Origin of the sequence: Sulfurimonas sp. HSL3-7 (assembly GCF_039645985.1) — a bacterium.
Classification (GTDB): Bacteria; Campylobacterota; Campylobacteria; order Campylobacterales; family Sulfurimonadaceae; genus Sulfonitrofixus; species Sulfonitrofixus jiaomeiensis.
The window spans coordinates 1,263,518-1,286,773 of sequence record NZ_CP147919.1 but is presented as its reverse complement, the minus strand read 5'-3'; the positions used below and the strand labels follow the sequence as shown (position 1 = coordinate 1,286,773).

The window sequence follows — 23,256 nt, the reverse complement described above, 5'->3', positions numbered from 1 at the left end:
CTTTGTACAATAGACTTGCCTGACAAAAGTGAGATAGAATCTATAACTTTTATTAATATTAAAAAGGCTTATCATGTCTATACAAATTGGTTATATCGAAAATATCTCCGGTGACGCGACGTTGACATTGGGCAACGGAACAACAGCACAGCTGACAAAAAATATGCAGCTCTCCGAGAGTGATATCATCAGTACGGGTGCAAACGCTCAGGTCGTTATCCGCTTTGCAGACGGCTCTTCCATTACCGTGGGACCGAATCAAAGCGTCGCCCTTGACAAAAGTGTTCATGATGCTCTGGCGCTCGATAGTGACTTGACACAGGCCGAAGTCGATTCGCTCAAGACAATACTCACAGAAGACCCCAACCTCTCTGTATTTGAAGAGACCGCTTCAGGCGAGCCTCTGGCCGTCGGCGGCTCTTCCTTGATCGTCGATGGTTTCGTTCACCATATCGACAACCTCGGCGATGCAGGTTCAAGCATGCTTGCGCAATCCGATTCCGCCAAACAGGGTTTTATGGACGAGGAAGACGATAAATTCGGTCTCGTCGTCGATGACACTTCTGCCGTAATCACCCTCAATGACATATTGACCAACGACACGACGCCGACGATCAGCGGGACCACCAACGACCCGGATGCAGAGATCATTGTCTCTGTCGGCAGCAACGACTATGCAGCCACCAACAACGGCGACGGCACCTGGACGGTGCCGATCACCGGTGCACTGCCTGAAGGGAACACCGCTGTTACGGTTATTGCGACCGACCCTGCCGGCAACACCGCAACCGATACAGCGGTCATCACGGTCGATGCGACGCCCCCTTCTGTCACAGTCGATGACCTGCTTACCAATGACACCACACCGACGATCAGCGGTACCGTTGATGACACAACGGCTTCAATTGTTGTCACCATCGGCGCCAACGACTATGCAGCCACCAACAACGGCGACGGCACCTGGAGTGTACCGGTCACCGGTGCACTGCCTGAGGGTAACACCACTGTTACCGTCACCGCGACCGACCCTGCCGGCAACACCGCAACCGATACAGCGGTCATCACGGTCGATGCGACGCCCCCTTCTGTCACAGTCGATGACCTGCTTACCAATGACACCACACCGACGATCAGCGGTACCGTAGATGACACAACGGCTTCAATTGTTGTTACCGTCGCCGGTTCCGATTATGATGCAACCAATAATGGTGACGGTACCTGGAGTGTGACTGTTCCGGATGAAGATGCTCTGACGCCCGGTGATACGATGATCACCGTCGTCGCTACTGATCCCGCCGGTAATGAATCGACGGCCGCAACGACAACAACCGGCTCGATCGCTGTCGATACGACACCCCCTTCTGTTACGATCAACCCTCTCGTGACCAACGACACGACACCGGCCATCAGCGGAACGACCGACGACGGTGACGCGGATATCATCGTTTCTGTCGGCGGCAACGACTACACCGCGAACAACAACGGTAACGGGACATGGACATTGGACGACGACACAATCGCTGCACTACCTGAAGGTCCGACTTCAGTAACCGTTACCGCGACCGATCCGGCCGGCAACGAGAGTGTCGTAACAGGTGAAATCGTTGTCGATACTGTTTTGAACGACGCTGACAACGACAACGGCGGCAAGGTCGTCAGCATCGACAGCATTACCGAGGACAACGGTGAATTCAATAACGACTTTATCACGAACGACACTACCTTGATCATTCGCGGTACCTATGACAATGAGACCGGTAACGCTCTGGAAGTCACGCTGAACGGCATTGTTGTCCCTGTTGTCATCACGGACAAGCTGTGGGAAGCCAACCTCGAAGGCACCCCGTTGACAGACGGGACCCATTCCGTTGAAGCTACGGTCACCGACGCTGCCGGCAATGTCGTCACGATCGCTAAAGATATTGTCATCGATACAAGCAGCACGGATGACAATGGCAGCGGTACGGGTATCGGCGGGGCCGATGCGACCGTAACACTTGACGAGATCAGCGACAACTATATCAACCTCGAAGAGTCCCAGCAGGGTATCACGGTCACCGGGACGACGACCCTGGTCTCCGGCAATGAAGTCCTTGTCGAACTCGGCGGGAAAACCTACTCGGCAACAGCCGTCGGCGGGAACCTCGACACTCTTGAAAACACCTTCTCGGTGACGATACCGGCCGCAGACCTGGCACTCCTGACAGACGGCACCTATGATGTAACGGCGACGGTCGTAGCCGACAAGGCGGGCAACACGGTCAGCGACACCGAAGATGTGATCGTCGACACCACTGCCTCAAATAACAACGGCAGCGGGACCGGTATCGGCGGTGCCGACGCCACCGTAATGCTGGATGAGATCAGCGACAATTACATCAACCTCGATGAGACCCAGTCCGGAATCACGGTAACCGGCACCACTACCCTGATCGCAGGCAATGAGGTGACCGTCGAGTTGAACGGCAAGAGCTACACGGCCACGGCGACAGGCGGTAATATCGCCGGTACGCCGAACACCTTCTCCGTTGCGATACCGACCGAAGAGCTGACGGTGTTGAACGACGGCACCTACATCGTCACCGCGACCGTCGTCGCAGACGAGGCGGGCAACACGGCAAGCGACACGGAAGATGTCACGGTCGACACCAGCAACTCTGACAACAACGGCAACGGCAACACCCTCGGCGGAGCCGATGCGACGATCACGCTGCATGAGATCAGCAACAACTACATCAACCTGGCCGAGACGACAAGCGATACCCTTGTCGCCATCACCGGTACGACAACGGCTCTCGACGGTTCGGATATCACGATCCGTGTTGACGGCACAGAGTTTGCCGTCGTCCAGGCCAATGGCGGTACCTTCGGTTTTGATATACCGAAAAACACCTTTACAGCCTACCCTGACGGCACCTACACCGTTACGGCAGAGGTCGCTGCCGATGCCGCAGGAAACCTGGTAAGCGATTCGCAGACGGTACTGTTGGATACGACGCTGACCGACATCATTGCCGATGGCGGCGACAACGACAACGGCGGCAACCTTGTCACCATAGACGCCATCGAGGACAACAGCGGGCCGGTCAACTTCAGCGGAGGCAGTGTCACGACCAGCGACAAGACGATCATCATCAAAGGGACCTTCGACAGCGAGCCCGATACCCGGCTTGTCCTCACCATAGACGGCGTCGTCTACACACCGGTCATTCTCGGCAAGGAGTGGACGCTTGACCTCACCTCCCTTCCGATGAGCGCCGAGACCCATACCGTTACGGCGACCATCGTCGATGTGGCCGGCAACAGTGCCGACGTCTCAAAAGATATCATCATCACGCCGGTGACAGGCGTGCTCAACGTCGAGAGTATCACGACTGACACCGGTCTGAGCAGTGCCGACTTCATCACCCAGGACACGACCCTTGTCATTTCGGGGTCGATGGTCGATGCGCAAAACAATACCCTGGAAGTCACTATGGACGGGGTTGTTTACACGGCTGCGGACAGCGAACTGACGGTCAACTCCGACGGCAGCTGGAGCCTTGATCTGACGGCCAACCCGCTTGCGGCTGATGCCACCTATACGCTCAGCGTGACGGAGACCGAAGCCGGCACCGGTACCATTACGACGATCACACAGGCCATCACTACTGATAACAGCGCTCCGGATGACACTAACAATAGTAACGGAGGTAACGTCGTTACTATCGACAGCATCACGGAAGATACAGGCATCGCCGGCGACTTCATTACCAACGATACGTCGCTACTTATTCAGGGTACCTTCGACAATGAGAGCGGTAACCGCCTCTCTCTGACAGTCAACGGCAACCCCTACGACGCGACTGTCGTCGGTAACAGCTGGTCTCTTGACCTGCAGAGCACACCGTTGGCCGACGGCAACTACACGGTTGTCGCAACTGTAACGGACACAGCCGGCAACCAGGTTTCCCAGACGCAGATTATCGACGTCGACACCCGTAGCGACGACGCCGGCGATGCAACCATCCTGCTTGATCCTATCAGTGACAACTATATCAATCTGGACGAAACGACAAGCAGTAATCTGATCGTCATATCCGGTTCGACGACGGCAGCCAACGGCGCTGTCATCAGCATTTATGTCGACGGTACGCTCTTCTCTACGACACTGGCACAGGACGGTCTCTTCAGCATGGACATTCCGAAAGACACCTTTAGCGCCTATCCTGACGGCACCTATATCGTCACTGCCGAGGTCACTGCCGACAGCGCCGGCAATATCGCCTCCGATCAGCAAACGGTCATTCTGGACACCAGTGTAACCGACACCACTGGCGGCAACGGCATTAACGGTGCCGATGCGACGGTCACGCTCGATGCCATCAGCGAATACATCAATTACGCCGATACGCAGCAGGGTATAACGGTCACAGGGACCACGACACTGGTGGCAGGCAATGAGGTCGTTGTCGAAATAAACGGCAAGAGCTACCAGGCCACCGCAACAGGCTCGAACAGCGCCACGACGCCCAACATCTTCAGCGTCACTGTTCCGGCCGCAGATATCGCAGCGCTCAGTGACGGTTCAACGTACATCGTCTCAGCGACTATCGTTGCCGACAAGGCCGGTAACACGGTGACGGATCAGAAGAGCGTCTTAACCGACTTTACCGCACCTGATGTCACGGTCAACGATGTCATTACTACGGACACAACGCCGACAATCACGGGGGCAACCGATGATCCCACTGCCACTATTGTTGTGACAATAGGCAGTACCGACTACACCGCTACCAACAATGGTAATGGGACATGGTCTATGACTGTTCCGGACGCCGACGCACTGACGGATTACACCTATGACATTTCTGTTTCTGCTACCGATGCAGCGGGTAATGAATCGACTGCAACGACGACATCCGGCACGATTACTATCGACCATCTGCCTGAGGCCTTTGACAATAAAGCCGACACACAGACTGATAACGGCAGTACAACTTCAGGCAATGTCATCACGGACAACTACAACGGCTTGACCGATATTCTGGGCGATGGGTCTACAGCGCTCACTTCAATCACCTTCAACGGTACTGTTTACAGTTTTGATGTCAACGGAGAGCTCACCATTGCCGCTGATTATGGGAATATCGTCTTTTATCAAAACGGTGATTACACGTACACCTACAACGGGCCGAGCTCCGTTCTCACCGGTGGCAGTACGATCGCCGAATGGGATAATGTAAGCTTTTATGCCTTCCAGAACAACGACTATCTGCTGAGCGGAGGTATACTGGACCTGGACAATCTTTCCAGCTTTACTGACAATGTTACAGAGAACGCCAAGGGGATCGGCGTAGGCGACGGCGGTTTTTTCTCAAGTGACGCTATTGACGGCACTGAGGCCCTTGTCATGGAGTTCGACCAGAATGTTTCAGATGTCCAATTACATCTCAATGACGACTCTTTTTTCTCTTTCTTTGACAGTGTGACAGTAACAGCTTTCAATGAAGCCGGGGACCTTGTCTATAAAGAGTCTACGTTTGACGTTGTATCATTTTTAGGCTCAGCCGACCAGGCAATACAGGTTGATCCTGTTGGCAATGTGGACTTTAAATATATTGTTATCGAGACCAGCGGATTCGGCGACAAGATCTATTTGGATGAAGTCACTTACACCCTGTCCGATAATCCGACAACCAATCTTGATGTCACCGAAACCTTTACCTATACATTGACGGACAGTGATGGAGACACATCGAGTGCCGATCTGGTTGTTAACGGCAACGACATCATGTTGTATGACGCTGCGGCCCTCTCCAATGATGGTGGTCTGGGAACCGATACACTGATATTAAGCAGCGGTGACGACCTGGATTTCAGCACTATTGCAAATATTCAGAACATGGAGATCCTCGACCTCGCCGGTGCCGATCACGCTGTTTCAAACCTGACCGTTGAAGATATTATCAACATGACAGACATCGACAATGTCCTAAGCATCTACGGCGACAGCGGCGACAATGTCTCTAAACCGGTAGGAAGTACTGAGACATGGATGCAGACAGCGACCGGTGTTGATGACGGCAACGGCCACACGGTCGATGTCTACATCGTCAGCGACGGCATCAACGCCGTCACGGTCAATATCGAGCAGGATATCGTCGTTTCATAATTTTATACGCGTCAGAGGCAAAGCCCCCGACGCTACGCTAACGCTAAGTTCTCTTAGGCAGAGTGCCCACGTGCAGTTAAACCGCACTTTTTTCTTTCAACGATTTGAGGCAAAGCCCCCGACGCTACGCTAACGCTAAGTTCCACCTGAAGGTATTTCCTTTGGTCATCTTCAGCAGAGTGCCCACGTGCAGTTAAACCGCACTTTTTTCTTTCAACGATTTGAGGCAAAGCCCCCGACGCTACGCTAAGGCTGAGTTCTCCTCAAACTCGGCATTTTACGATACAGAATTCAGTTCTATCCTCTATCAGGCTTTAGCCTTTTAAGTGCCTAACTATACAGACTTTATGCCGTGTTCAATTCAATGCTGCCAAGCGTCCTGTATCTCTGAGTACGTCCGTTTATTTCTCTGCTATATAATTTCAATATCATAATGGGTCATCAACTTCATTTCCGACATTACAAAAGGCGCCAATTTTCGTGAAAATCCTATTTTTACTTTTTATCTTCTTAACTACTCTGCATGCCGAAACCCTTGTCGACAGACTGAAAGAAGGCAACATCAGTGGGGTCAAAGAGAGCATCAAAGACACCCGTATGCCCGAGACAAAGGAGCAGGAACGGCTTCGCATATTGACCGACCAGCCCAAACCGGTCGTTGAAGGTGTCGCTATAGAACTCTTCAAGACCGAGATCGACAAGAACACCTCTATCGGCGTGGAATATGCCCCGGAACTCAAACAGGGCGAACTGATCGACAACAAGGAACAGACCACCATCAAGCTCGAACACAAGTTTTAAAAGCCGCTCTCCCCCGGAAACAGTCATCAGGGATTGCCCCAGGCAGCTGTTTTTTTACCGAATACTTTGCCACTGCCAACCCGTAACTGCTTGCCGTTATTTCGAATCTGAATTTTTAGATCAAAAATGTGATAGAATAGATCCGTATGCATTAAATCGTTACTTTATGTTTCTCTTGAACAACGTATACAGCACAAAAGCCGTATGTTGCCGGAGCATCATAAGTAAACACAGGAGAAAAAAATGAAAAAGGTCATTTCCGCGCTGTTTGTTTTCATCTTGGCAAGCTCAGCATGGGCAGCTTCTGCTGCCCAAAACCCGAAGACGGCAGTCCCAAAAACTACGCTCAACACAGCATCGCACTATCTGGATAGCGTGTTGATGAACACCCTGGCATCTCTTAAGATGATTGCCTCTACTCCGGAGGCCAAAAACGGCGACTGGAAAGGGATCAAGCGCTACCTCAAACAGCTTGAAGCGGTTACACCGGGGGTCTATTTCTATGTTTTGCCCGATGGCAACTACTACTCGGTAGCACTCGATTACACCAATCTCAATCTGAGCAACCGGGGTTATTTCCATTCACTGTTTGCCGGCAACCCTATCATGGGTTTTCCGATCTACAGCCGCTCGTCCGGAAAGAAGTCGGCTCTGATGGCTGCGCCTATCGTGACGAATGGCAAGGTGACCGGTGCACTCGGCGCCTCGGTCTTCCTGGACGAACTGCAAGAAAAGCTCAACCGTGAGATTGCCCTGCCCGGGGAGTACACCTGGTTTGTCCTGAACTCCAAGGGGATGATGATGCTTGACAACGACAGTGATTTCATCTTCATGAACGCACTGACGCAGGGGAGCAAGTCTCTGCGTGACGCCGTCACACAAGCCCTCAAAAACGAAAGCGGCCCCGTGCAGTACGAACTCGACAGTCCCCGCCACGGAAATTACCTGAAACTGCCCAACATGGAGTGGTGGATGTTCCTGGCCAAAATAGAGGGGACGAAAGCTGCGACGCCGCCGAAACTGAAACTTTCGCTCGATCGCTTTGTACCCGGACTGCAAAAGCGTTTGAACCAAATCGACGGATCGCTGGCAACATTGATCGAAAAAAGCAAAGTGGATGTCAAAAAACAGAGTGAGATCAGGAAACTCCTCAACACCCTCCTTGACGAAAACCCCGACATTGTCGAAGCCTCTTTTGTCGATACCAAGGGCATTATGCGTATGGTAGAGCCGAGAGAATACAAAAACTTCGAAAATTCGGACATCAGCTCCCAGGAACATGTGAAGGCCATGATGAAAAAACCGGCACCGCTGCTCAGCGACGGATTTACGGCAGTCGAAAATTTTACGGCGGTGGTCGTCTCCCGCCCCCTTTACAACAGCAAAAATGCCTTTGCCGGCTTCGTCAACCTGTTGATCCGTCCCGAACTGCTGGTCGACTCCCTGCTTAAAAAAACCGCCATCCCCGAAGACTATGAACTCTGGATCATGCAGCCCGATGGCATGATCATCTACGATCAGGACAAGTCGGAGATCGGCAGAATGCTCTTCACCGACCCTATCTATGCGGACTACAAAAACCTGCTTAAGCTGAGCAGAAAGATCGTCTCGGCGCCCGCGGGTAAAGGGAGCTACCTCTATCTTGCACCAGAATCCGACGAAAAAGCTATCAAAGAGGCCATCTGGCAGAGTGTCAAACTCAACAACAAAGAATGGCGGGTCGTTCTGGCCTATCGCCCTTATGAGAATAAATAGGCAATTTTAAACCTCAAGTGCCGGAATAAAATTTCCGGTCAGTTTCTGCCTGCGGCCTATCAATGAGCAACAGAAGTGATAAATACGTTTATTTTCGCAGCAGTACGGCCAGCGCCAGACGGTCGCTGACACCGAGCTTCTCATAGATGGAGCTGAGATGCGCCTTGACGGTGCGTTCGGTGATCGCAAGAGCCAAGGCGATCTCTTTGTTGCTCAACCCTTTTTCCAGCTCTTTCGCCACATCCCGCTCACGGACGCTGAGTGATTCCAAAACATCTTCGTTGCTGATTACCGCTTTGGACCCCTGCAGTATGAGTTCCTGCATCAGTTCCGGATAGATCCAGATCGCATCGTTTTCGATAGTGGCGACGGCCTGGCAGAAGTGTGTCTTCTGCATATAACTGTTGCCGTAACCCCTGACCCCTTGCTGCAGCAGCGTTACACCTTCAGTAAAATTCGGCATCGGACTTAAAACGAACACTTTTGCCGACGGGTAATGCATAAGCAGTGAGGCAAAGCTGTCGACATCGGAGACAAAGACCTTCTCTTCGTCCGCATCGATATCCGTAACCCCCTGGTACGCTATTCCTATCTCGTTGAGACGTCTGAAGAGCGACTCATCCTTGCTGAAAAGCTGTATCATCGTTCCCTCAACGCCGCTTGCTGGACTTTGAGTATCGGCTTCAATATAAAATCAAGCACGCTCTTTTTACCGGTAATAATATCCACATTTGCAATCATACCGACAAGTATATCATGTTGTTTGCCTTCAAACTCCAGATGGTTTTTGTCGGTTTTGATACGGACAAGGTAAAAGGTGTTGCCCTCTTCGTCGCTTATCGTATCGGCACTGATCAGGGTCACCTTGCCCTCCAGCGAACCGTAGATCGAAAAATCATAGGCCGTAAACTTGACCATCGCCTTCTGGCCCGGGTAGAGGTAGGCGATGTCGGAGGGCTTGATCTTGGTCTCAATCAAAAGCGTGTCGTTGAACGGGATGATCTCGACAATATCCATACCCGGCTGGATGACCCCGTTGACGGTGTTAACCAACAGGCGCTGGACAACTCCTTTGACCGGAGAACGGACAAGCGTTCGCTTCACCCTGTCCTCGAGCGCTCCCGATGACTCCATGATGCGCGCTATCTCGGCCTGCACCTTGTTGAGCTCCTCTTTGGCGTCATGCCTGAAGTCGATCTCGGCTTCGGCCATTTTGTTTTTAGCCTCTTCGATGGTAGAGCGGGTGCGCGGAATGGCCAGCTTGACGCTGTTCATCTCCCCGCGGATTCCCGAAGCCTGACGCGACAGCTGCAGGAACTCGACCTGCGAGACGATCCCTTTCTCAACAAGCGGTTCGGTGATCTTCACCTCCTGAGAGATAAACGCATAATCATCCTGAAGCTGTCTGTACTTCGACTGTGCTTCGCGCAGCTCCTGTTCGCGCTGCTTGATCTGCTCTTTGAGAATGTTGAGTTTTTTGGCCAACTGTTTCTTGTTGAGTTCATAGAGAGCATGTTCATGCGCCATGAACTTCTCCATCTCTTCATCATGTTTGGCAAGAGACGCCGTCTGGAACACCCTCCCCTCGGCTTCGGCCTCGAGACGTATGGCGTTGGCCTTGAGCTCCAGGTAGCGCAGGTTATTCTCTTCATATGAAGAGGAGAAGGAGGTGTCGTCTATTTTCAGGAGCACCTGCCCTTTTTCAACGATTTCGCCCTCATCCACCAGTATCTCGGAGACGATCCCCCCTTCAAGGTTCTGGATGACCTGAACCTGCTTGGAGGGGATCACCTTTCCTGTTCCGCGAGTGAGTTCATCGATCTCGGCAAAGTAGGCCCACCCGATCAGCCAAAAGACGCTGACAAAGATCGTCCAGATGATGATGCGCGAGGCCGGTGAGTTTTTCTGCAGCACCGCCGATGAGAGCGACGCCATATAGCTCAGGTCGTCGCGGGAATGTCTTTTGTCACGCATTCGAGCCCCCTTTGAGTGCCTGAAGCACCTTCTCTTTTGCCCCGTCCATTACGATCCTGCCGTTGTCTATGATAATCAGTCTCTCCACCAGTGCCATCATTGAAGACTTGTGTGTGACCAGAATAGTCGTCTTGCCTTTTGTCGCTTCGTCGAGACGTTTAAGCAGCAGTGCTTCGGAACTGCTGTCCATCGCATTGCTCGGCTCGTCGAGGATCACCATCGGCGTCTCGGTGATGAAGGCACGGGCGATCCCGACCGCCTGCTTTTGCCCCCCTGAAAGGCCGGCGCCCTGTTCGCCTATCGGCATGTCAAAGCCCTGCGGGTGGTGGTTGACGAACTCGCTGACCAGACCGATGTGCGCCGCTCTCAAAAGTGCGTCGTTGTCGACGCTCGGCTTTTTATAGACGATATTGGCCCGCAGCGAGGTGTTGAAAAGCGCAACCTCCTGGGGAACGTAACTGACCTGTCTTCGCAGATCGGCAGGGTCGATCTGCGAGATATCGATATCGTCGATCAGGACCGAACCGCTCTGAGGCTCGTAAAGTTTGAGCAGCAGCTTCTGGATCGTCGATTTTCCCGACCCGATCTTGCCTATGATGCCGACGCGCTCGCCCGGATTGATCGTGAACGAGACCCCTTTGAGTGCCGACTTCTCCTCCTCCGGATAGCTGAACACGACATCGTTGAAGGTGATCTTGCCCTGCAGGTTGTCGCGGTAAACGAATTGCTTGTCCGCCTCTCTCTCGACAGGAAGCTGCATGATCTGCTCAAGCGAACTGTAGGCGGTTTTTGTCTGCTCGTAGTTTGCCAGCAGGGCGGCGATCTGCCCCATCGGCGAGATGATGCGCGAAGTGAGGATCACCGAAGCGATCAGACCGCCCATCGTGAGCGCCATGTCTTCGATCATATAGACACCGACGATCAGCACGATCACCGTGTTGAGCTGCACCATGAACGAGGTGACGGTCTGGATCGAGGCCGAAAATATCTTGGAGCGGAACCCTTTGTGGGCGATGTCGCCGGTGCTCTCTTCCCAGTTCCACTGCGAATGGCCGTCGGCGCCGAGCACCTTGATGGTCTCAAGGTTCATCAGGCTCTCGATCAATACGCCGTTCTTGTGCGCCGAAGCCTCATAGGTGCTTTCAATGCTACGGCGCAGCGGCTCCTTGACGATCCAGCTGTAGAAGATGATCACCGCAATGACGCCCAGGGGCACCAGAATGATCAGACCGCCGATATAGTAGGCCACGGCCAGGAAAAGAAGGGCGAAAGGGAGGTCGATCAGTGTGGCAATGGTCGAGGAGGTCAAGAAGTTGCGGATGCTCTCAAACTCTTTGAGGTTGTTGGCAAAGGAGCCGACGGACTTCGGACGCACTGCCATCTTGAGGTTCATCACCTTCTCAAACAGAATCGAGGAGATGATGATATCGCTCTTCTTGCCCGCCGTCTCCAGCAGATAGGTACGCAGAAGCTTCAGGACCGTATCGAGCACATAGATGACCAGAATGCCGATGGCCAGTACCCACATCGTCTCGATGGCGTTGTTGGGCACGACGCGGTCATAAACGTTCATCGTAAAGAGCGGCGCCGCTAGAACGAAAAGGTTGATCACAAAGGAGGCGACAATGACATCCCGGTAGATCGAACGCGAATATTTGAGCGAACTCCAGAACCAGTGTTTATGGTCTGTGTTCAGCACCTTCTTGTCGTGCTGTTCGAAGCGGTGCTCTTTTTTGATGAAGTAGGCGTAGCCGATGTAAAGCGATTCCAGTTTTTCAAGGCTGATCCACTGCTCAGCATCAGGCAGCTCCGGGATGATGATCTTGGCGCGGCTGTTCTGCCTGTCGATTTCTTCGAGAACACAGGCGTCACCCTCTTTCAGCAGCAGAATGACCGGAAGGACCAACGAGGAGATCCCATCAAGCGGACGTTCAACCAGTTTGCAACTGAAACCGGCGCGCTTCGCCGCACGCGAAAAGAGTGACTTTGATTTTTCGTTTGAAAAGAGAGAAGGGGTTGACTCGTCCTCTTTAAGAGGCAGACCGTGCGTCAATGCTTCGACACTGAAGGGACGGTGGTGGATCTTGGTAAAGATCACCAGACATGCGAGTAAAGGATCGACCTCTGTATGTTTATGCATCGTTACTGTTCGATCTGCACTTCTTTTGTTGTATTGATGGCTGTTTCGGTCACGTTGCCGTACTGATCACGCTTGATCATCTTCATCTCAATACGGCGGTTAAGTGCACGCCCTTCGGATGTGTTGTTGTCCGCCATCGGTTTAAGCTCGCCCTCGCCGATCACCACGATGCTCTCGGGGCTGACCCCCTCTTTGACCAGGGCTTTTTTGGCACTGTCGGCACGCTGTTCTGAAAGCTTTTGATTGTAGGCATCCGTACCGATATTGTCAGTATGCCCCGCGATCTCGATGATGTATTCATCGTTTTTTATAAGGTCCTTGGCGATCAGCGCAAGATACCGCTTGCCGCCCTCTGAAAGGATCGCCGACTGCGATTCAAAGGTCAGGCTCTCCATGATGACCGGCTTGGAGTCCTCTTTCATATACTCGACGACATCGTCAACCGCAATGTCATCCGAAGAGACTGCAACGACAACCGGCGCGGCTTCCGGCTTTTTGATCGAAAGCGGAGCGTAAGGCCCTTTACAGATATTGTTGATATCGATATTGTTCTCATTTTCGCCGTAAAGATCGATGTTGTCAAACCGGCGCATACTCATCGTCACATTGTCGGGACGTTTTGCACCGATCTTCTCTTCAATATTGGTCTCCAGGGCGAAATTCAAAAGACCGATCGCCTCCAAAATTCTGTAGCGCGCAAAAAGAACATCCGACTCGGCATTTTTGAGCTGTTTTCGCGCATCGTTGTACTCAAGTTCCGCATTCAGAAGGTCGACGATGCTGCGGCGGCCCAGCTGGTACTCCTGCGCATACGACTCCGCCGTTTTCTTGGAATATTCGACATGAAGACGGATACAGCGTGTCTGTCTGAAGGTGATCTGATGTGCCAGCCATGCCAGCTTCAGCTTCTCTTTGACAGCGCGCTGCTGGGCGTTGAAGCTCTCTTTTTGTACTGAAACATACGCCAGGTTCTGCAGACGCGTCGCTTCATCGGTACCGCCGCGGTAAAGGTTGTAATAAAGTTTCAGCAGGCCGCGTGCGTTGTTGTTCGTTCCCTCGTACCCTTGCACATTTTTATTGGTCTCGGCGGCAAGTTCAAGATCGACGCTCGGGTAATAGTTGCCCTTCTCTTTGGTATAGCGTGCTTTCTGGACATGAATGTTTTCGCGTTCTAGCAGCAGTGTCGGATTATTCTGCTGTGCGATTTGCCAAAGCTCTTCAAAGGTATCGGCCGGCAGCGAAGGTGCTGACGGGGTCTCCAGTGATGAAGCGCTGTGCGCCTCCCCGTAAACATGTTCGAAGTTCACAATGGCGTCCTGGTAGTTGTTGACCTGCGCAATATAGTTGGAGTATGCCAGTGCCAGACGCCCTTGCGACTGTTCGACATCCGAACGTCTGCCTGAACCCGCTTCGGTCTTCTCGCGGATCAGACCGTAGATACGTTCATGGTTGTTCACATTCTCCTCAAAAAGGTCCAGCAGCGCTTTTTGACGTAGCACTTCGATGTAGACCTCGCTCGCTCTCAAAGCCAGGGCATTGGCATTTTGAAGCGTGTTGAAACGCGCCGATAGAATACGGCTTTTCTGCTCTGCAATGTCAGCTTCTGTTGCAAACCCTTCAAAAAGGTTTTCCGTAGCGACAATGCCCGCGGTAGTCCGCATCAGATCGGTCTCTGTATCCAATGCGCCGTTATCTGAGTAGGACTTGTCCGTATGCTCATAACCGATATCGCCGCGAATGTCTACATTCGGTTTCCATCCTGATTCAGCTTTGTCCAGATCATAACTGACGGCGCGATAGCTGCCGATATCTTTCTGCATGTTCGGATTTTTGTCAAGCGTCTCTTGGACCATCTCATCCATTGTCAGTGCCAACAACGAAAACGGGAACAGTAAAACCAGTAGTTTATTCATCATCACATCCTTAAATATAAACATTGATTATACATATTGTCACAATCAAATCACATTTTTTCGCCATTAAGCTGTGAAATTCCCGCTTACTGTGTAGTTTTCATACATCTGAAATTTCCAGAATTTATTTTCACTTATTTTAATAATAAATAAACAAAAATTATAAAGCAACTGCCTGTGGTGATAAGTAATAATTATGTTATATTAAATACTATATCCCAGAAAAGGATCAAAAATGAAAAAACTCTTCGTAATGCTATTATTGAGTGCCGGCGTGATAATGGCCAATAATTACAACAAAGGTGTCGACGCCTATAAAAACGGTGACTTCACAACGGCACTTCACTATTGGGAACCTTATGCAAACGAGGGGGACATGAAAGCGCAGTACAACATCGCCAATCTCTACTATAAAGGCAAAGGCGTCGAACAGAACTACAAGAAAGCACTCTACTGGTATCAAAAAGCCTCAGTACAGGAACATGCGAAATCACTGCTGAAGATCGGTCTGATGTACTGCAAAGGTGAAGGGGTGTTGCGATCATTCAAAAAAGCCGTGCCTTATATCCGGTCGGCCTATGAAAACGGCTGCAAAAAAGCGCCCGAAGCATGGAACAAATATGAGCTTTGGAAATACGAGTAGTATTTCCGCCCTCGCCGCCTCTGTTTCCTGCCAATTTTGCAAATCACCCCGATCTTCTACCACTCTTGATCAACTTTCGATAAAATGCCACCTATGAAAATATGGATATCCGAAGAGAATGCCGCCAACCACCGCCTGGTACGGTTCAATTGCGAAGAACACAGCGACTACCGCTATCTCGGCGACCTGAGCGATGCAGAACTCAGTGCCTTTTTTACGGAGATAAAACCCGATATCGACGCCGAAAAAAACCTGAAGCTGATCAAATACTTCGGCTATCTTCATATCTTTGTCATCAAAAAGTGAGGAAATACGATGAGTCTAAAACAGGAATTGATCGATTTTGGATGCGGACCGGAATTTGTTGAGATCGCCTTGGGGTATGCAAAATTCTACAAACCGGAACTCGATATCGAGGCGTTCATCGAGTTTGTCGAAGAGGAGTATGCCAAAGTCGAGGCTGAGGAGCTCAAGAAGCTCGAAGATGAGATGGTCGATGCCTCTTCCCTCTTTGGCGAATTTGAAAGCGAAGAGGAGCTTTAGGAGGCTGTCGGATTAATGCTCAATTGGCTGCAAAATCCATTTTTTGGCCATCTTTTTGACCTGTTTTCGTTAAATAGCTACGGCTATTCGCCTCAAAAGCGTCAAAAACCTGACTCAAAAACTGAATTTTTCGCTTCAATCAGACTAATCCGACAGACTCCTAGCCTCTCTTTTTAAACCGCACGGCATTGATGTGGCTGCTGCGGGAATCAGCGATACACCCTATCTGGTACTGGATCATCGCTTTGAACGGGTCCAGGAAACGTTCAAATGCCTCTTGATCTATACTTTCCGTCTTATGCTCGTTCAACAGCTCCAGAACAGTCAATGTCGACTCTATTGTGGAGAGACAGTACGCTGCAGGCTGTTCTTTGATCTGGAACGCTGAACGTCTGGAGTGGGTAAAACTGAGCTTTGGCAGAGCCTGAAGGTTTCGACTCAGCCGCAACATCTTCACCGAGCAGACCCACGTCGAGTCAATGATGAAGATGACGATCTGCCTGCTGCCGGCATCGATGCGTTCTCTGTTGAGATCATGGCTCTCATCGCCCGGATAAAGAACAAAACAGAGATTGTTCGCATCTTCTATCAAGGCATTGACCGCCTTGTGATGCGTAAAGTCGATATCGATATAAAGTTCTGAATTGGGAAGGGAGAGATGGGTCAGATGGCCCGTGCCGTTTTTGATCTTTTTGAACTCTTTGGGATGCATCAGGATGACAAACTTGGTCCTCGTCTCGATGGGGCGTACATGCGGACACATACATGAACTCACCGGCCGGTAGCAGCGATAGCACTTTGCTCTGACCTCTTCTACCGTATTGCGACGCGATGCTCCCAAGATAGTTCTTCAGTTACTTAATAGCAATGTAGATGGAGATGTCGTCTTTACCCTGATAGATCTCAAAGTCCGTCGTATAGGCACGCTCATGCTCGCCCACCTGTTCAAAATACCCTTCGATGCCGGCCCAGGTGTCTTTAATGCCCACGGGTGAGGCTTCGAGTACCTTGAAGACAAGGTATTTGCCGGCTTTGATCTCGACAAGGTTCAGGTTGGCAGGCTTCTCTTTTGCCGCGGTCTGCAAACCGATAAGCAGGTCGTAATCGCCCATGCTGTCCGACTCGTAGTTATAGTAGACCCCGTAAACAACCAGCGGATCGATCTGTTTCGGTATTGCCGCCATGACGTTGTACTCGAAAAAGTTCTTCCACATGGTCGGGATACTTGCCGTCTCCGGATTGGACTCACGTTCATTATTGGTGCGAAGGCTCATGCCCGCAATGGTTTTGGCACTGACCTGTTCGACTACTGGTTGCATTTTATTCTTCTCTCAAATTTTTTCATATTATACTGCTAAAGAGACTACCTGTTGCTTAGTCTGTCGGTAATAATCTCTTCTTCTTCCGTGATACTCAAAATGTCACACTTTGTGTCAAGTGCATAAGCTGCATCGATGAACGCCTGCCACCACGGCTCATAGCGTACACTGTGATGATCTTCGTTCGCCCCTTCGATGAGGACCGCATAGAGTCTGCGTAGCAGGCTGAAAAAATCGCTTTTAGCGATACGTGTCTCACCTTCGGGCGTATAGATCTCGACTGCATCGCCATGAAAGAGAAAGCCCCTGTCATCCAGATGAAGGTCGCTCTCCCGGGCAACCGGCAGGTAGATACACTGTATGAAGTCCCATTCCCGTACCGTAAAAAAACCGGCCAGCACAGTATCTTCGCTGTGCACTACGGACATATAGTTGTCAAGACCGTCGTACCACGTTATACGGATCTGTTCAGCACGCGTCATGGGCTACATGCCTTCCGGCAGTGCGCTCTTATCGAGCAGCTCTATCTTTTTAAAATCGGCAAGCCATGCGTCAAGCTCTGCGCGAGTCATGACATAGCCCTCTTTTTCATCTGTTCTCCCTTTCCATGAACGCTGAACAATGTAGATGTCATGTTCACCCTCCAGGACCATGTAGAGGCCGAACTGCCCCCTGCTTTTGTCATCTGGCAGTTCTTTGAGCCCCATCAGCACCGCCATCTTCTCTCTGGTGAGCACCGTGTCTGAATAGAGCTCTTCATAATAGAAGCTCTCTTCGTTCAAAGCACGCATCTCCTCTTTCATCATTTTCAAGAGCATGCGCGCATTCATATCGACATCGTCGTTCGCATTGTTGAAGCCCTGAATGATCAGCTTGTCCTGCCAGTTTTCACGGCTCTGGCCGGCAGCGGAAAACTCAATCACGAATCTCCCCTCTTCAAGCTCGCGGTAAAGAGGTTCAAGCGGCCAGTCAAGGGGGAACGGGAACTGCAGGAGCTGATGAAAGATCGGCATCTTCTCAAAGCTGTTTTCAACAGGGATGCTGCGTTTGGAGCGAAAGAGTCCGGAAAAGATCCCCATCACGCTTCTTTGGTCGCACCCAGCTGCATCGACGCGTACCATTTTTTATCCAACGGCGCCACCTGTTCCAAAAAGCGCCAAAGTGCGGCAGGCGTTTCACCCTGCATGGAAAGACCGTAGGAGACCTCGCTGAAGAGCAGCGGCTCATATTCCGTTCCCTGCTCACGCGCACCGTGGATCATCGCCTGCGGGTTAAAATCGAGTTCGATATTGGCATCGAACTGCAGAAAGTCATGGCTGTTATTGGTCAGCACCAGCAGGCCGTACTGTTTCATTGCCAGCAGATCATAACAATCGCTATACTGCTTGTCGTTTTTCAGGTCATAGCTGGCCGTATAGATATGCTCATCGGAGCCGTTCAGACGGAACTGAACATAGCAAAGCGCGATGTTCTCCCCTTTATAGCTGATATTGAAGATGGAAGGTTTAAACTCGCAGGTGATGGCATTATCGGCCAGATATTTCTCGTTTTCATCCGAGAGCTTGACTGCGATAAAAGGGATACTCTGTGTCGTTCCAAGGGGGATCGCCTGGACATAGGAGAGTCTTTCGACCAGATCCTGTAGGTTCTGGGGAAGTTCTGTATTTGGGTTTAACATAATTTTCTCTGCCTATTTATATATATGTGTGCTCTGTGTCGCGAGCCGCTCAAAGTCAACCTCATCCGCCCGGATCTCTTCATTGTAGATCCCTTCGAGTGTATTGATATGGCCGGCCAGGCGGTTAAGAAGGTAAAGGTCGCCGCCTACGCGGTATTTGTCGATCGACTTTCGTATATGCTGCTGCAGGATCTCCAGCGCCTCGGCATCATCATGCACCTTCAGTTGCGCCAATATCTCGCGCACCTCATCGTAGCTCTCTTCACACGCCTGGATAAAATCATATGCGACATCCATCGTCTTCATCGTTGAAAGGGCCTTCTCAAAGGCGAACTGGTTGTAGAGAAGCACCCCTATAAAGTATTCAACATCCGAATCTTCGCGCTCCGAGTAGTCATGCTCCTCATCTTTGAACCATGCGTGCCAGAGCTTGCAGGCTTTGTCGATAAGAATCTCATTTTCAGTCATGGTCTTTCTCCATAAGTTAAGTGCGAAATGATAGCAACTTTTTTCTCTATGGAAATAAGCTGACAAAGTAAATTGATTTTTTAATCCATTTTTATTGTCTTACTGAGGCCGGCTTCCGGATACAAAGAGAGCTGATCAAGAGGCGAGAAAGGTCCGCTCTGACTTGGGGGAGATGAGAGCGTGTTTTCAACGCATCTTGTGCGTAAAGGTACACTCTTCGTAATCGAGATTGATAAATTTGAAGAAAAGGTCGTCGAATTTTTTAAACAGTCTGTACATAAAGACTCTTTTTATTGGCGTTTTCAGATCATAGCCGGGCCGTATTACAAAAGCTGTTCCGGATGATTACACCGGGGTAACGATGCCGCATTAAAATCCGTTCTTCTCCACAATGGACCCACGATCAATACGTATAGTTTTTTATATTTTTAGACAGGGAGGCTGTTATGAAAGCAACTGGAATCTTATTGGCGGCAAGTCTTTTGATGGCGACGCAGGCATTTGCCTGTAGTGAACGTAAACAGAACGTAGCGCCGGGGGTTGGTGCCGGTGTCCTTGTTGCATCAATTGCAGAGATGCACCATTATCGCCGGGACAACACGACATACACCTATGCCCGTCCCCGTGATGTAACCTATATTTACCCGAAACACCGTCTCAAAAAACATCACTGTAGAAAGCATCATATCCGCAATGAGAGAGGGCGCCGCCACGCTTTGCGCAGGCAGAGGTAGCGCAGCTAAGCCGTGTAAGCTTTTCCTAGAAGAGTCCTTTGAGCAGCTTGTTTATCTTTTTGCCGGCCTCTTTCTTGAGCTCTTTTTCGATGAGTTTTGACGCATCGATCGTCACTTTCGGCCGCTCTGCACTGCCTTTGAGCTCCACTTTCAGCGGGTTATTGTTAGCATTGATGTCGAGCTTGGCCTTGATCTGTTTGGTCTTTGAGTTGAGATAGACGTTTTTACCGGTGATCGAGGACTTGTTTGAACGCATATCCAGGTCGGTATAGATATGTTCCTCTCTGATACGGCTGTTGAAAGTCGAGACAAAGTTCTCTTTATAGAGATCCTTCTTACCGTACTGTTTGACCAGGTCCAGCATCTGGTTCTTTGTAAAGTGCCCGTTTCTCGTCTTTGCATGGAACGTGCCGCTCTTTTTCGCCAGATTGTAATCGAGCTTGCCGTCAAGGTTCGAGTCGAATATCTCAGGGTAGATCAGCATTTTGAGCACGCCCAGGGTGTTAAGTTTTGTCATGTCGGCATGGAAGTCATCATTATGCAGCTTCGCATCAATACGGCCGCCGAACAGTTTGGAGTGCGCGCTAAAATCAAGGTCTTTTGCTTTGGAAAGTTCACCGGTTGCGGTCACGGCACCTTTGAGATGCCGCTGCGTCGCAAAGTAGAGCTTGTCCACGTCAGGTATCTCTGCCCTGTAATCTGCGTGCAACGACCCTTTTTCCACATCAAAACGCGCCCGCTTGACCTTTAGACCTGCCAGGTTTGACGCCACATCGATCTTGGTGTCAATACGGTTCTTTGAGAGCACCGATACGGTCTTGGCTGTAAATGTCGTTTTCGGCATCGCCGTAAATTCAAATGCCTTTTCGACCGTTTTGGTGTCCACCCTGCCCTTTGTAACACTGCTGAGTATCTTTCCTGAAAGCTTCCCTTGACGCGCATCATCGATATTGACATCGACATTCAGAAGGCCGTCTGCATAGTGAAGCTGTTCTGTCATATAGAGGATCTTTGCCAGCTGCATGTCGGCGATCTTGGCTTTGAGTGTTCGCGGTGCAAAGGACTCCAGTCTCGCATTAAAACCGGCATCGGCTCCGGCGATCTTGGCTTTGCCTTCAACCGTGAGTGATTTTTCATCCCCTTTAGCTGTTGTTGAAAGCGAAAATGGGCCGCGCAACGGTGCGTTGGTAATCGGTTTGAGGAGTTCAAGCTTCGCTATTGCCAGCTTCAGATCAAGGTCCATCGCCATGGTCTTGGGCTGAATATTCCCTTTTGAGTCGATCTTCGCAAGGTCTGATACAAATGCAGCCGTATACGCAATATCTTTGCCTGCAAGTTTTGCCGATATGTCGCTGGAGAACGCTGTTTTCGGCAGGTCAATCTTATAGCTGTTTTTGAGCACTTTCTCGCTAAACGAGGCTTTTGAAACAGTGGCTTTTACATTTCCCTGCAGATCGTCAGGGTCCAGCTCATCCAATGCAATATCAACATTAAGTTCGCCGTTCGCAAAGGCAGGCTCACCGGCCATAAAGATGAGTTTTTCCAAACGGGCGTTTTTGATCTGTGCCTGAAGTTTTGACGGCTGCATCGCTTTAAGAGCGATGTCATACGTTGTCTGACTTGCCGCGATGTCCGAATGCCCTTTGATCTGCATCGCTTCCTTGTCGCCTCTGATCTGGCCGGCTGTCGCAAAAGGACCGCGAAGCGGTGCCTTGGTCAGCGGTTTGAAAAGCGCCAATTCTTTGATGTTGAGATCATAGGCGATATCGCTTTTCATCGTGCCCGGTTCAAAAGAACCTTTTGAATTGATCTGCGCCAGATTGGAGAGCAGCGCAAGGGTATAATCGATCTCTTTACCTTTCAGATCGGCGCTGAAGCGGGTATTGAAATCCGTTTTCGGCAGTGCTATACTATACGCTTTTTTCATTGTTTTAGGAAAAACTGTACCGCTGCTGACATCGAGTTTTGCACTGCCTTGCAGATTTTGCGGGTCAAGATCTGAGAGGTCCACGTTGAGGTTTACATCGGCCTCGGCATACTTCTCTTCACCGGCAAGGTAGAGCAGCTTCGAGAGTTTTGCATTTTTGACAGTGGCCAACACTTTAGAGGGTTTGAAATGCGACAGTGTAATGTCGTAACGGCTGTCACTTCCGGCGATATCGCTTTTGCCCAGAATGTTCAGTGCGGCTTCATCCCCTTTTACATTTCCCTTCGTGGCAAAAGCGCCGCGCAAAGGTGCATTCGTCAGAGGACGGAGCAAGGCAAGCTCTTTGATATCGAGGTCATAGTCCAGATCCATCTTCATCGGTTGTACAATGACGTTGCCCCCCGAGTTGAGCGTGAGGAGATTTGAGTCGGCTACAGCACTGTAGTCAACCGCGTCACCTTTGAGTTTGGCGACCACCTTGACACCAAAGCGGGTCTGAGGCAGCGTAATGTTGAAGTCACGGCGCATCAGTGCTCTGTCGACTTTGCCGTTTTTGACCAGAAAACTGATATCACCGTCAAAATTGTTAACATCGACACCTTTGATCTCCGTCTGCAACGAGACCCTGGCATCGGCATAAGCCTTTTCGCCTGCCAGGGCCAGCAGCTCATCAAGTCTGGCATTATCAATCGTCGCGATGACCGCTGCCGGATTAAACGATTTCAGCGTGACGTCATAACGGGTCTGTGAAGAGGCAATGTCGCTCTCTCCGGCTATTTTCATCACATCGGCATCACCTTTTGCCGTACCACTGATATGGATCTTGCCCTGAGAACGGCGCTGCAGCAGCGTTTCCAGTTCATTCATCTTTTCAAAAGCTATAGTGTAAACAGCATCAACAGCTTGTGAAAAAGGCGAATAGGTTCCGGAAGCGGCAATGACATTAGAAGGGGTCAGTGCAATTTTGATTTCAAAACTGCTCATATCAAGCGCAAAAGTCTCGATGACCGCCTCTGCATTCAATGAGGTGTTGAGCCTCTCTTGCAAAACAGGCTTGAGGATGCCGTTGCCAAACGGGGTGAAGAGCAGCGTGTAGAGGGCGATCAACAGCACCAATAAAACAGAGAGAACAATTCCGAACCACTTCATAAAAAAACCTTTACGTACTTTTAAGACTGATAAGGACAATTATATTCAAATGCATCTT

General features: G+C 50.7%; 18 protein-coding genes. 7 read left to right on the top strand and 11 right to left on the bottom strand.

What is annotated here, in order from left to right:
• Positions 1–73: 73 nt before the first annotated feature.
• From WCY20_RS06445 to WCY20_RS06435, 3 genes are all read left to right on the top strand, one after another.
• A complete protein-coding gene (locus tag WCY20_RS06445; RefSeq protein WP_345977949.1) occupies positions 74–6,154 on the top strand; it encodes an Ig-like domain-containing protein in 6,081 nt (2,026 codons plus the stop codon).
• Positions 6,155–6,634: 480 nt separating this feature from the next.
• Positions 6,635–6,955 (top strand): hypothetical protein, encoded by a 321-nt coding sequence (locus WCY20_RS06440; RefSeq protein ID WP_345977947.1) that lies wholly within the window; start codon positions 6,635–6,637, stop codon positions 6,953–6,955.
• Between the two features lie 243 nt (positions 6,956–7,198).
• Positions 7,199–8,710 (top strand): cache domain-containing protein, encoded by a 1,512-nt coding sequence (locus tag WCY20_RS06435; RefSeq protein ID WP_345977945.1) that lies wholly within the window; start codon positions 7,199–7,201, stop codon positions 8,708–8,710.
• 88 nt (positions 8,711–8,798) lie between these two features.
• On the opposite strand, the gene WCY20_RS06430 is transcribed toward WCY20_RS06435, so the two are convergent.
• Genes WCY20_RS06430 through WCY20_RS06415 form a run of 4 tightly spaced genes read right to left on the bottom strand, consistent with a single transcriptional unit; the run spans position 8,799 to position 14,737 of the window.
• Positions 8,799–9,353, bottom strand: a complete 555-nt coding sequence (locus WCY20_RS06430) for a response regulator transcription factor (RefSeq protein WP_345977944.1) — start codon at positions 9,351–9,353, stop codon at positions 8,799–8,801.
• Positions 9,350–10,684 carry an HlyD family type I secretion periplasmic adaptor subunit gene (locus WCY20_RS06425; RefSeq protein ID WP_345977943.1) on the bottom strand — a complete coding sequence of 445 codons (1,335 nt, stop codon included), beginning with the start codon at positions 10,682–10,684 and terminating at the stop codon, positions 9,350–9,352. Before WCY20_RS06425 ends, WCY20_RS06430 begins: the two co-directional genes overlap by 4 nt.
• A complete protein-coding gene (locus tag WCY20_RS06420; RefSeq protein ID WP_345977941.1) occupies positions 10,677–12,824 on the bottom strand; it encodes a type I secretion system permease/ATPase in 2,148 nt (715 codons plus the stop codon). Before WCY20_RS06420 ends, WCY20_RS06425 begins: the two co-directional genes overlap by 8 nt.
• A 2-nt stretch (positions 12,825–12,826) precedes the next feature.
• Positions 12,827–14,737: a TolC family outer membrane protein gene (locus tag WCY20_RS06415; protein ID WP_345977939.1), complete on the bottom strand. Its 1,911-nt coding sequence runs from the start codon at positions 14,735–14,737 to the stop codon at positions 12,827–12,829.
• Positions 14,738–14,972: 235 nt separating this feature from the next.
• On the opposite strand from WCY20_RS06415, the gene WCY20_RS06410 reads away from it, so the two are divergent.
• The 3 genes from WCY20_RS06410 (at position 14,973) to WCY20_RS06400 (ending at position 15,923) form a co-directional block, all read left to right on the top strand.
• The gene (locus WCY20_RS06410; RefSeq protein WP_345977937.1) at positions 14,973–15,380 is read left to right on the top strand and encodes a tetratricopeptide repeat protein; all 408 of its coding nucleotides are present in this window, start codon (positions 14,973–14,975) and stop codon (positions 15,378–15,380) included.
• Between the two features lie 93 nt (positions 15,381–15,473).
• Positions 15,474–15,686, top strand: coding sequence for a hypothetical protein (locus WCY20_RS06405; RefSeq protein ID WP_345977935.1), 213 nt, complete (start codon positions 15,474–15,476; stop codon positions 15,684–15,686).
• Positions 15,687–15,695: 9 nt separating this feature from the next.
• The gene (locus tag WCY20_RS06400; RefSeq protein WP_345977933.1) at positions 15,696–15,923 is read left to right on the top strand and encodes a hypothetical protein; all 228 of its coding nucleotides are present in this window, start codon (positions 15,696–15,698) and stop codon (positions 15,921–15,923) included.
• Between the two features lie 160 nt (positions 15,924–16,083).
• On the opposite strand, the gene WCY20_RS06395 is transcribed toward WCY20_RS06400, so the two are convergent.
• The 6 genes from WCY20_RS06395 to WCY20_RS06370 are packed head-to-tail and all read right to left on the bottom strand — an operon-like array spanning position 16,084 to position 19,388.
• Positions 16,084–16,764, bottom strand: coding sequence for a tRNA-uridine aminocarboxypropyltransferase (locus WCY20_RS06395; RefSeq protein WP_345977931.1), 681 nt, complete (start codon positions 16,762–16,764; stop codon positions 16,084–16,086).
• A 13-nt stretch (positions 16,765–16,777) separates the two neighbouring features.
• Entirely contained in the window at positions 16,778–17,242 is a 465-nt protein-coding gene (locus WCY20_RS06390) for a GyrI-like domain-containing protein (RefSeq protein WP_345977930.1), read from the bottom strand.
• Between the two features lie 44 nt (positions 17,243–17,286).
• On the bottom strand, positions 17,287–17,724 hold the full coding sequence (locus tag WCY20_RS06385; protein ID WP_345977928.1) for a hypothetical protein: 438 nt from the start codon (positions 17,722–17,724) through the stop codon (positions 17,287–17,289).
• Between the two features lie 3 nt (positions 17,725–17,727).
• Positions 17,728–18,363 (bottom strand): hypothetical protein, encoded by a 636-nt coding sequence (locus tag WCY20_RS06380; protein ID WP_345977927.1) that lies wholly within the window; start codon positions 18,361–18,363, stop codon positions 17,728–17,730.
• Positions 18,321–18,920, bottom strand: coding sequence for a hypothetical protein (locus WCY20_RS06375; protein ID WP_345977925.1), 600 nt, complete (start codon positions 18,918–18,920; stop codon positions 18,321–18,323). Before WCY20_RS06375 ends, WCY20_RS06380 begins: the two co-directional genes overlap by 43 nt.
• Positions 18,921–18,932: 12 nt before the next feature.
• The gene (locus tag WCY20_RS06370; protein WP_345977923.1) at positions 18,933–19,388 is read right to left on the bottom strand and encodes a hypothetical protein; all 456 of its coding nucleotides are present in this window, start codon (positions 19,386–19,388) and stop codon (positions 18,933–18,935) included.
• 446 nt (positions 19,389–19,834) lie between these two features.
• Here WCY20_RS06370 and WCY20_RS06365 point away from each other — a divergent pair, with 446 nt between their 5' ends.
• Positions 19,835–20,122 (top strand): hypothetical protein, encoded by a 288-nt coding sequence (locus WCY20_RS06365; protein WP_345977921.1) that lies wholly within the window; start codon positions 19,835–19,837, stop codon positions 20,120–20,122.
• Positions 20,123–20,147: 25 nt separating this feature from the next.
• On the opposite strand, the gene WCY20_RS06360 is transcribed toward WCY20_RS06365, so the two are convergent.
• Positions 20,148–23,198, bottom strand: coding sequence for a hypothetical protein (locus WCY20_RS06360; protein WP_345977919.1), 3,051 nt, complete (start codon positions 23,196–23,198; stop codon positions 20,148–20,150).
• Between the last annotated feature and the right edge of the window lie 58 nt (positions 23,199–23,256).

What these genes read in the sequence shown, in the direction of transcription:
- WCY20_RS06445 (WP_345977949.1), top strand. Translation starts at nt 74, where the DNA reads ATGTCTATACAAATTGGTTATATCGAAAATATCTCCGGTGACGCGACG.
- WCY20_RS06435 (WP_345977945.1), top strand. Translation starts at nt 7,199, where the DNA reads ATGAAAAAGGTCATTTCCGCGCTGTTTGTTTTCATCTTGGCAAGCTCA.
- WCY20_RS06430 (WP_345977944.1), bottom strand. Translation starts at nt 9,353, where the DNA reads ATGATACAGCTTTTCAGCAAGGATGAGTCGCTCTTCAGACGTCTCAAC.
- WCY20_RS06425 (WP_345977943.1), bottom strand. Translation starts at nt 10,684, where the DNA reads ATGCGTGACAAAAGACATTCCCGCGACGACCTGAGCTATATGGCGTCG.
- WCY20_RS06420 (WP_345977941.1), bottom strand. Translation starts at nt 12,824, where the DNA reads ATGCATAAACATACAGAGGTCGATCCTTTACTCGCATGTCTGGTGATC.
- WCY20_RS06415 (WP_345977939.1), bottom strand. Translation starts at nt 14,737, where the DNA reads ATGAATAAACTACTGGTTTTACTGTTCCCGTTTTCGTTGTTGGCACTG.
- WCY20_RS06410 (WP_345977937.1), top strand. Translation starts at nt 14,973, where the DNA reads ATGAAAAAACTCTTCGTAATGCTATTATTGAGTGCCGGCGTGATAATG.
- WCY20_RS06405 (WP_345977935.1), top strand. Translation starts at nt 15,474, where the DNA reads ATGAAAATATGGATATCCGAAGAGAATGCCGCCAACCACCGCCTGGTA.
- WCY20_RS06400 (WP_345977933.1), top strand. Translation starts at nt 15,696, where the DNA reads ATGAGTCTAAAACAGGAATTGATCGATTTTGGATGCGGACCGGAATTT.
- WCY20_RS06390 (WP_345977930.1), bottom strand. Translation starts at nt 17,242, where the DNA reads ATGCAACCAGTAGTCGAACAGGTCAGTGCCAAAACCATTGCGGGCATG.
- WCY20_RS06385 (WP_345977928.1), bottom strand. Translation starts at nt 17,724, where the DNA reads ATGACGCGTGCTGAACAGATCCGTATAACGTGGTACGACGGTCTTGAC.
- WCY20_RS06380 (WP_345977927.1), bottom strand. Translation starts at nt 18,363, where the DNA reads ATGGTACGCGTCGATGCAGCTGGGTGCGACCAAAGAAGCGTGATGGGG.
- WCY20_RS06375 (WP_345977925.1), bottom strand. Translation starts at nt 18,920, where the DNA reads ATGTTAAACCCAAATACAGAACTTCCCCAGAACCTACAGGATCTGGTC.
- WCY20_RS06370 (WP_345977923.1), bottom strand. Translation starts at nt 19,388, where the DNA reads ATGACTGAAAATGAGATTCTTATCGACAAAGCCTGCAAGCTCTGGCAC.
- WCY20_RS06365 (WP_345977921.1), top strand. Translation starts at nt 19,835, where the DNA reads ATGAAAGCAACTGGAATCTTATTGGCGGCAAGTCTTTTGATGGCGACG.
- WCY20_RS06360 (WP_345977919.1), bottom strand. Translation starts at nt 23,198, where the DNA reads ATGAAGTGGTTCGGAATTGTTCTCTCTGTTTTATTGGTGCTGTTGATC.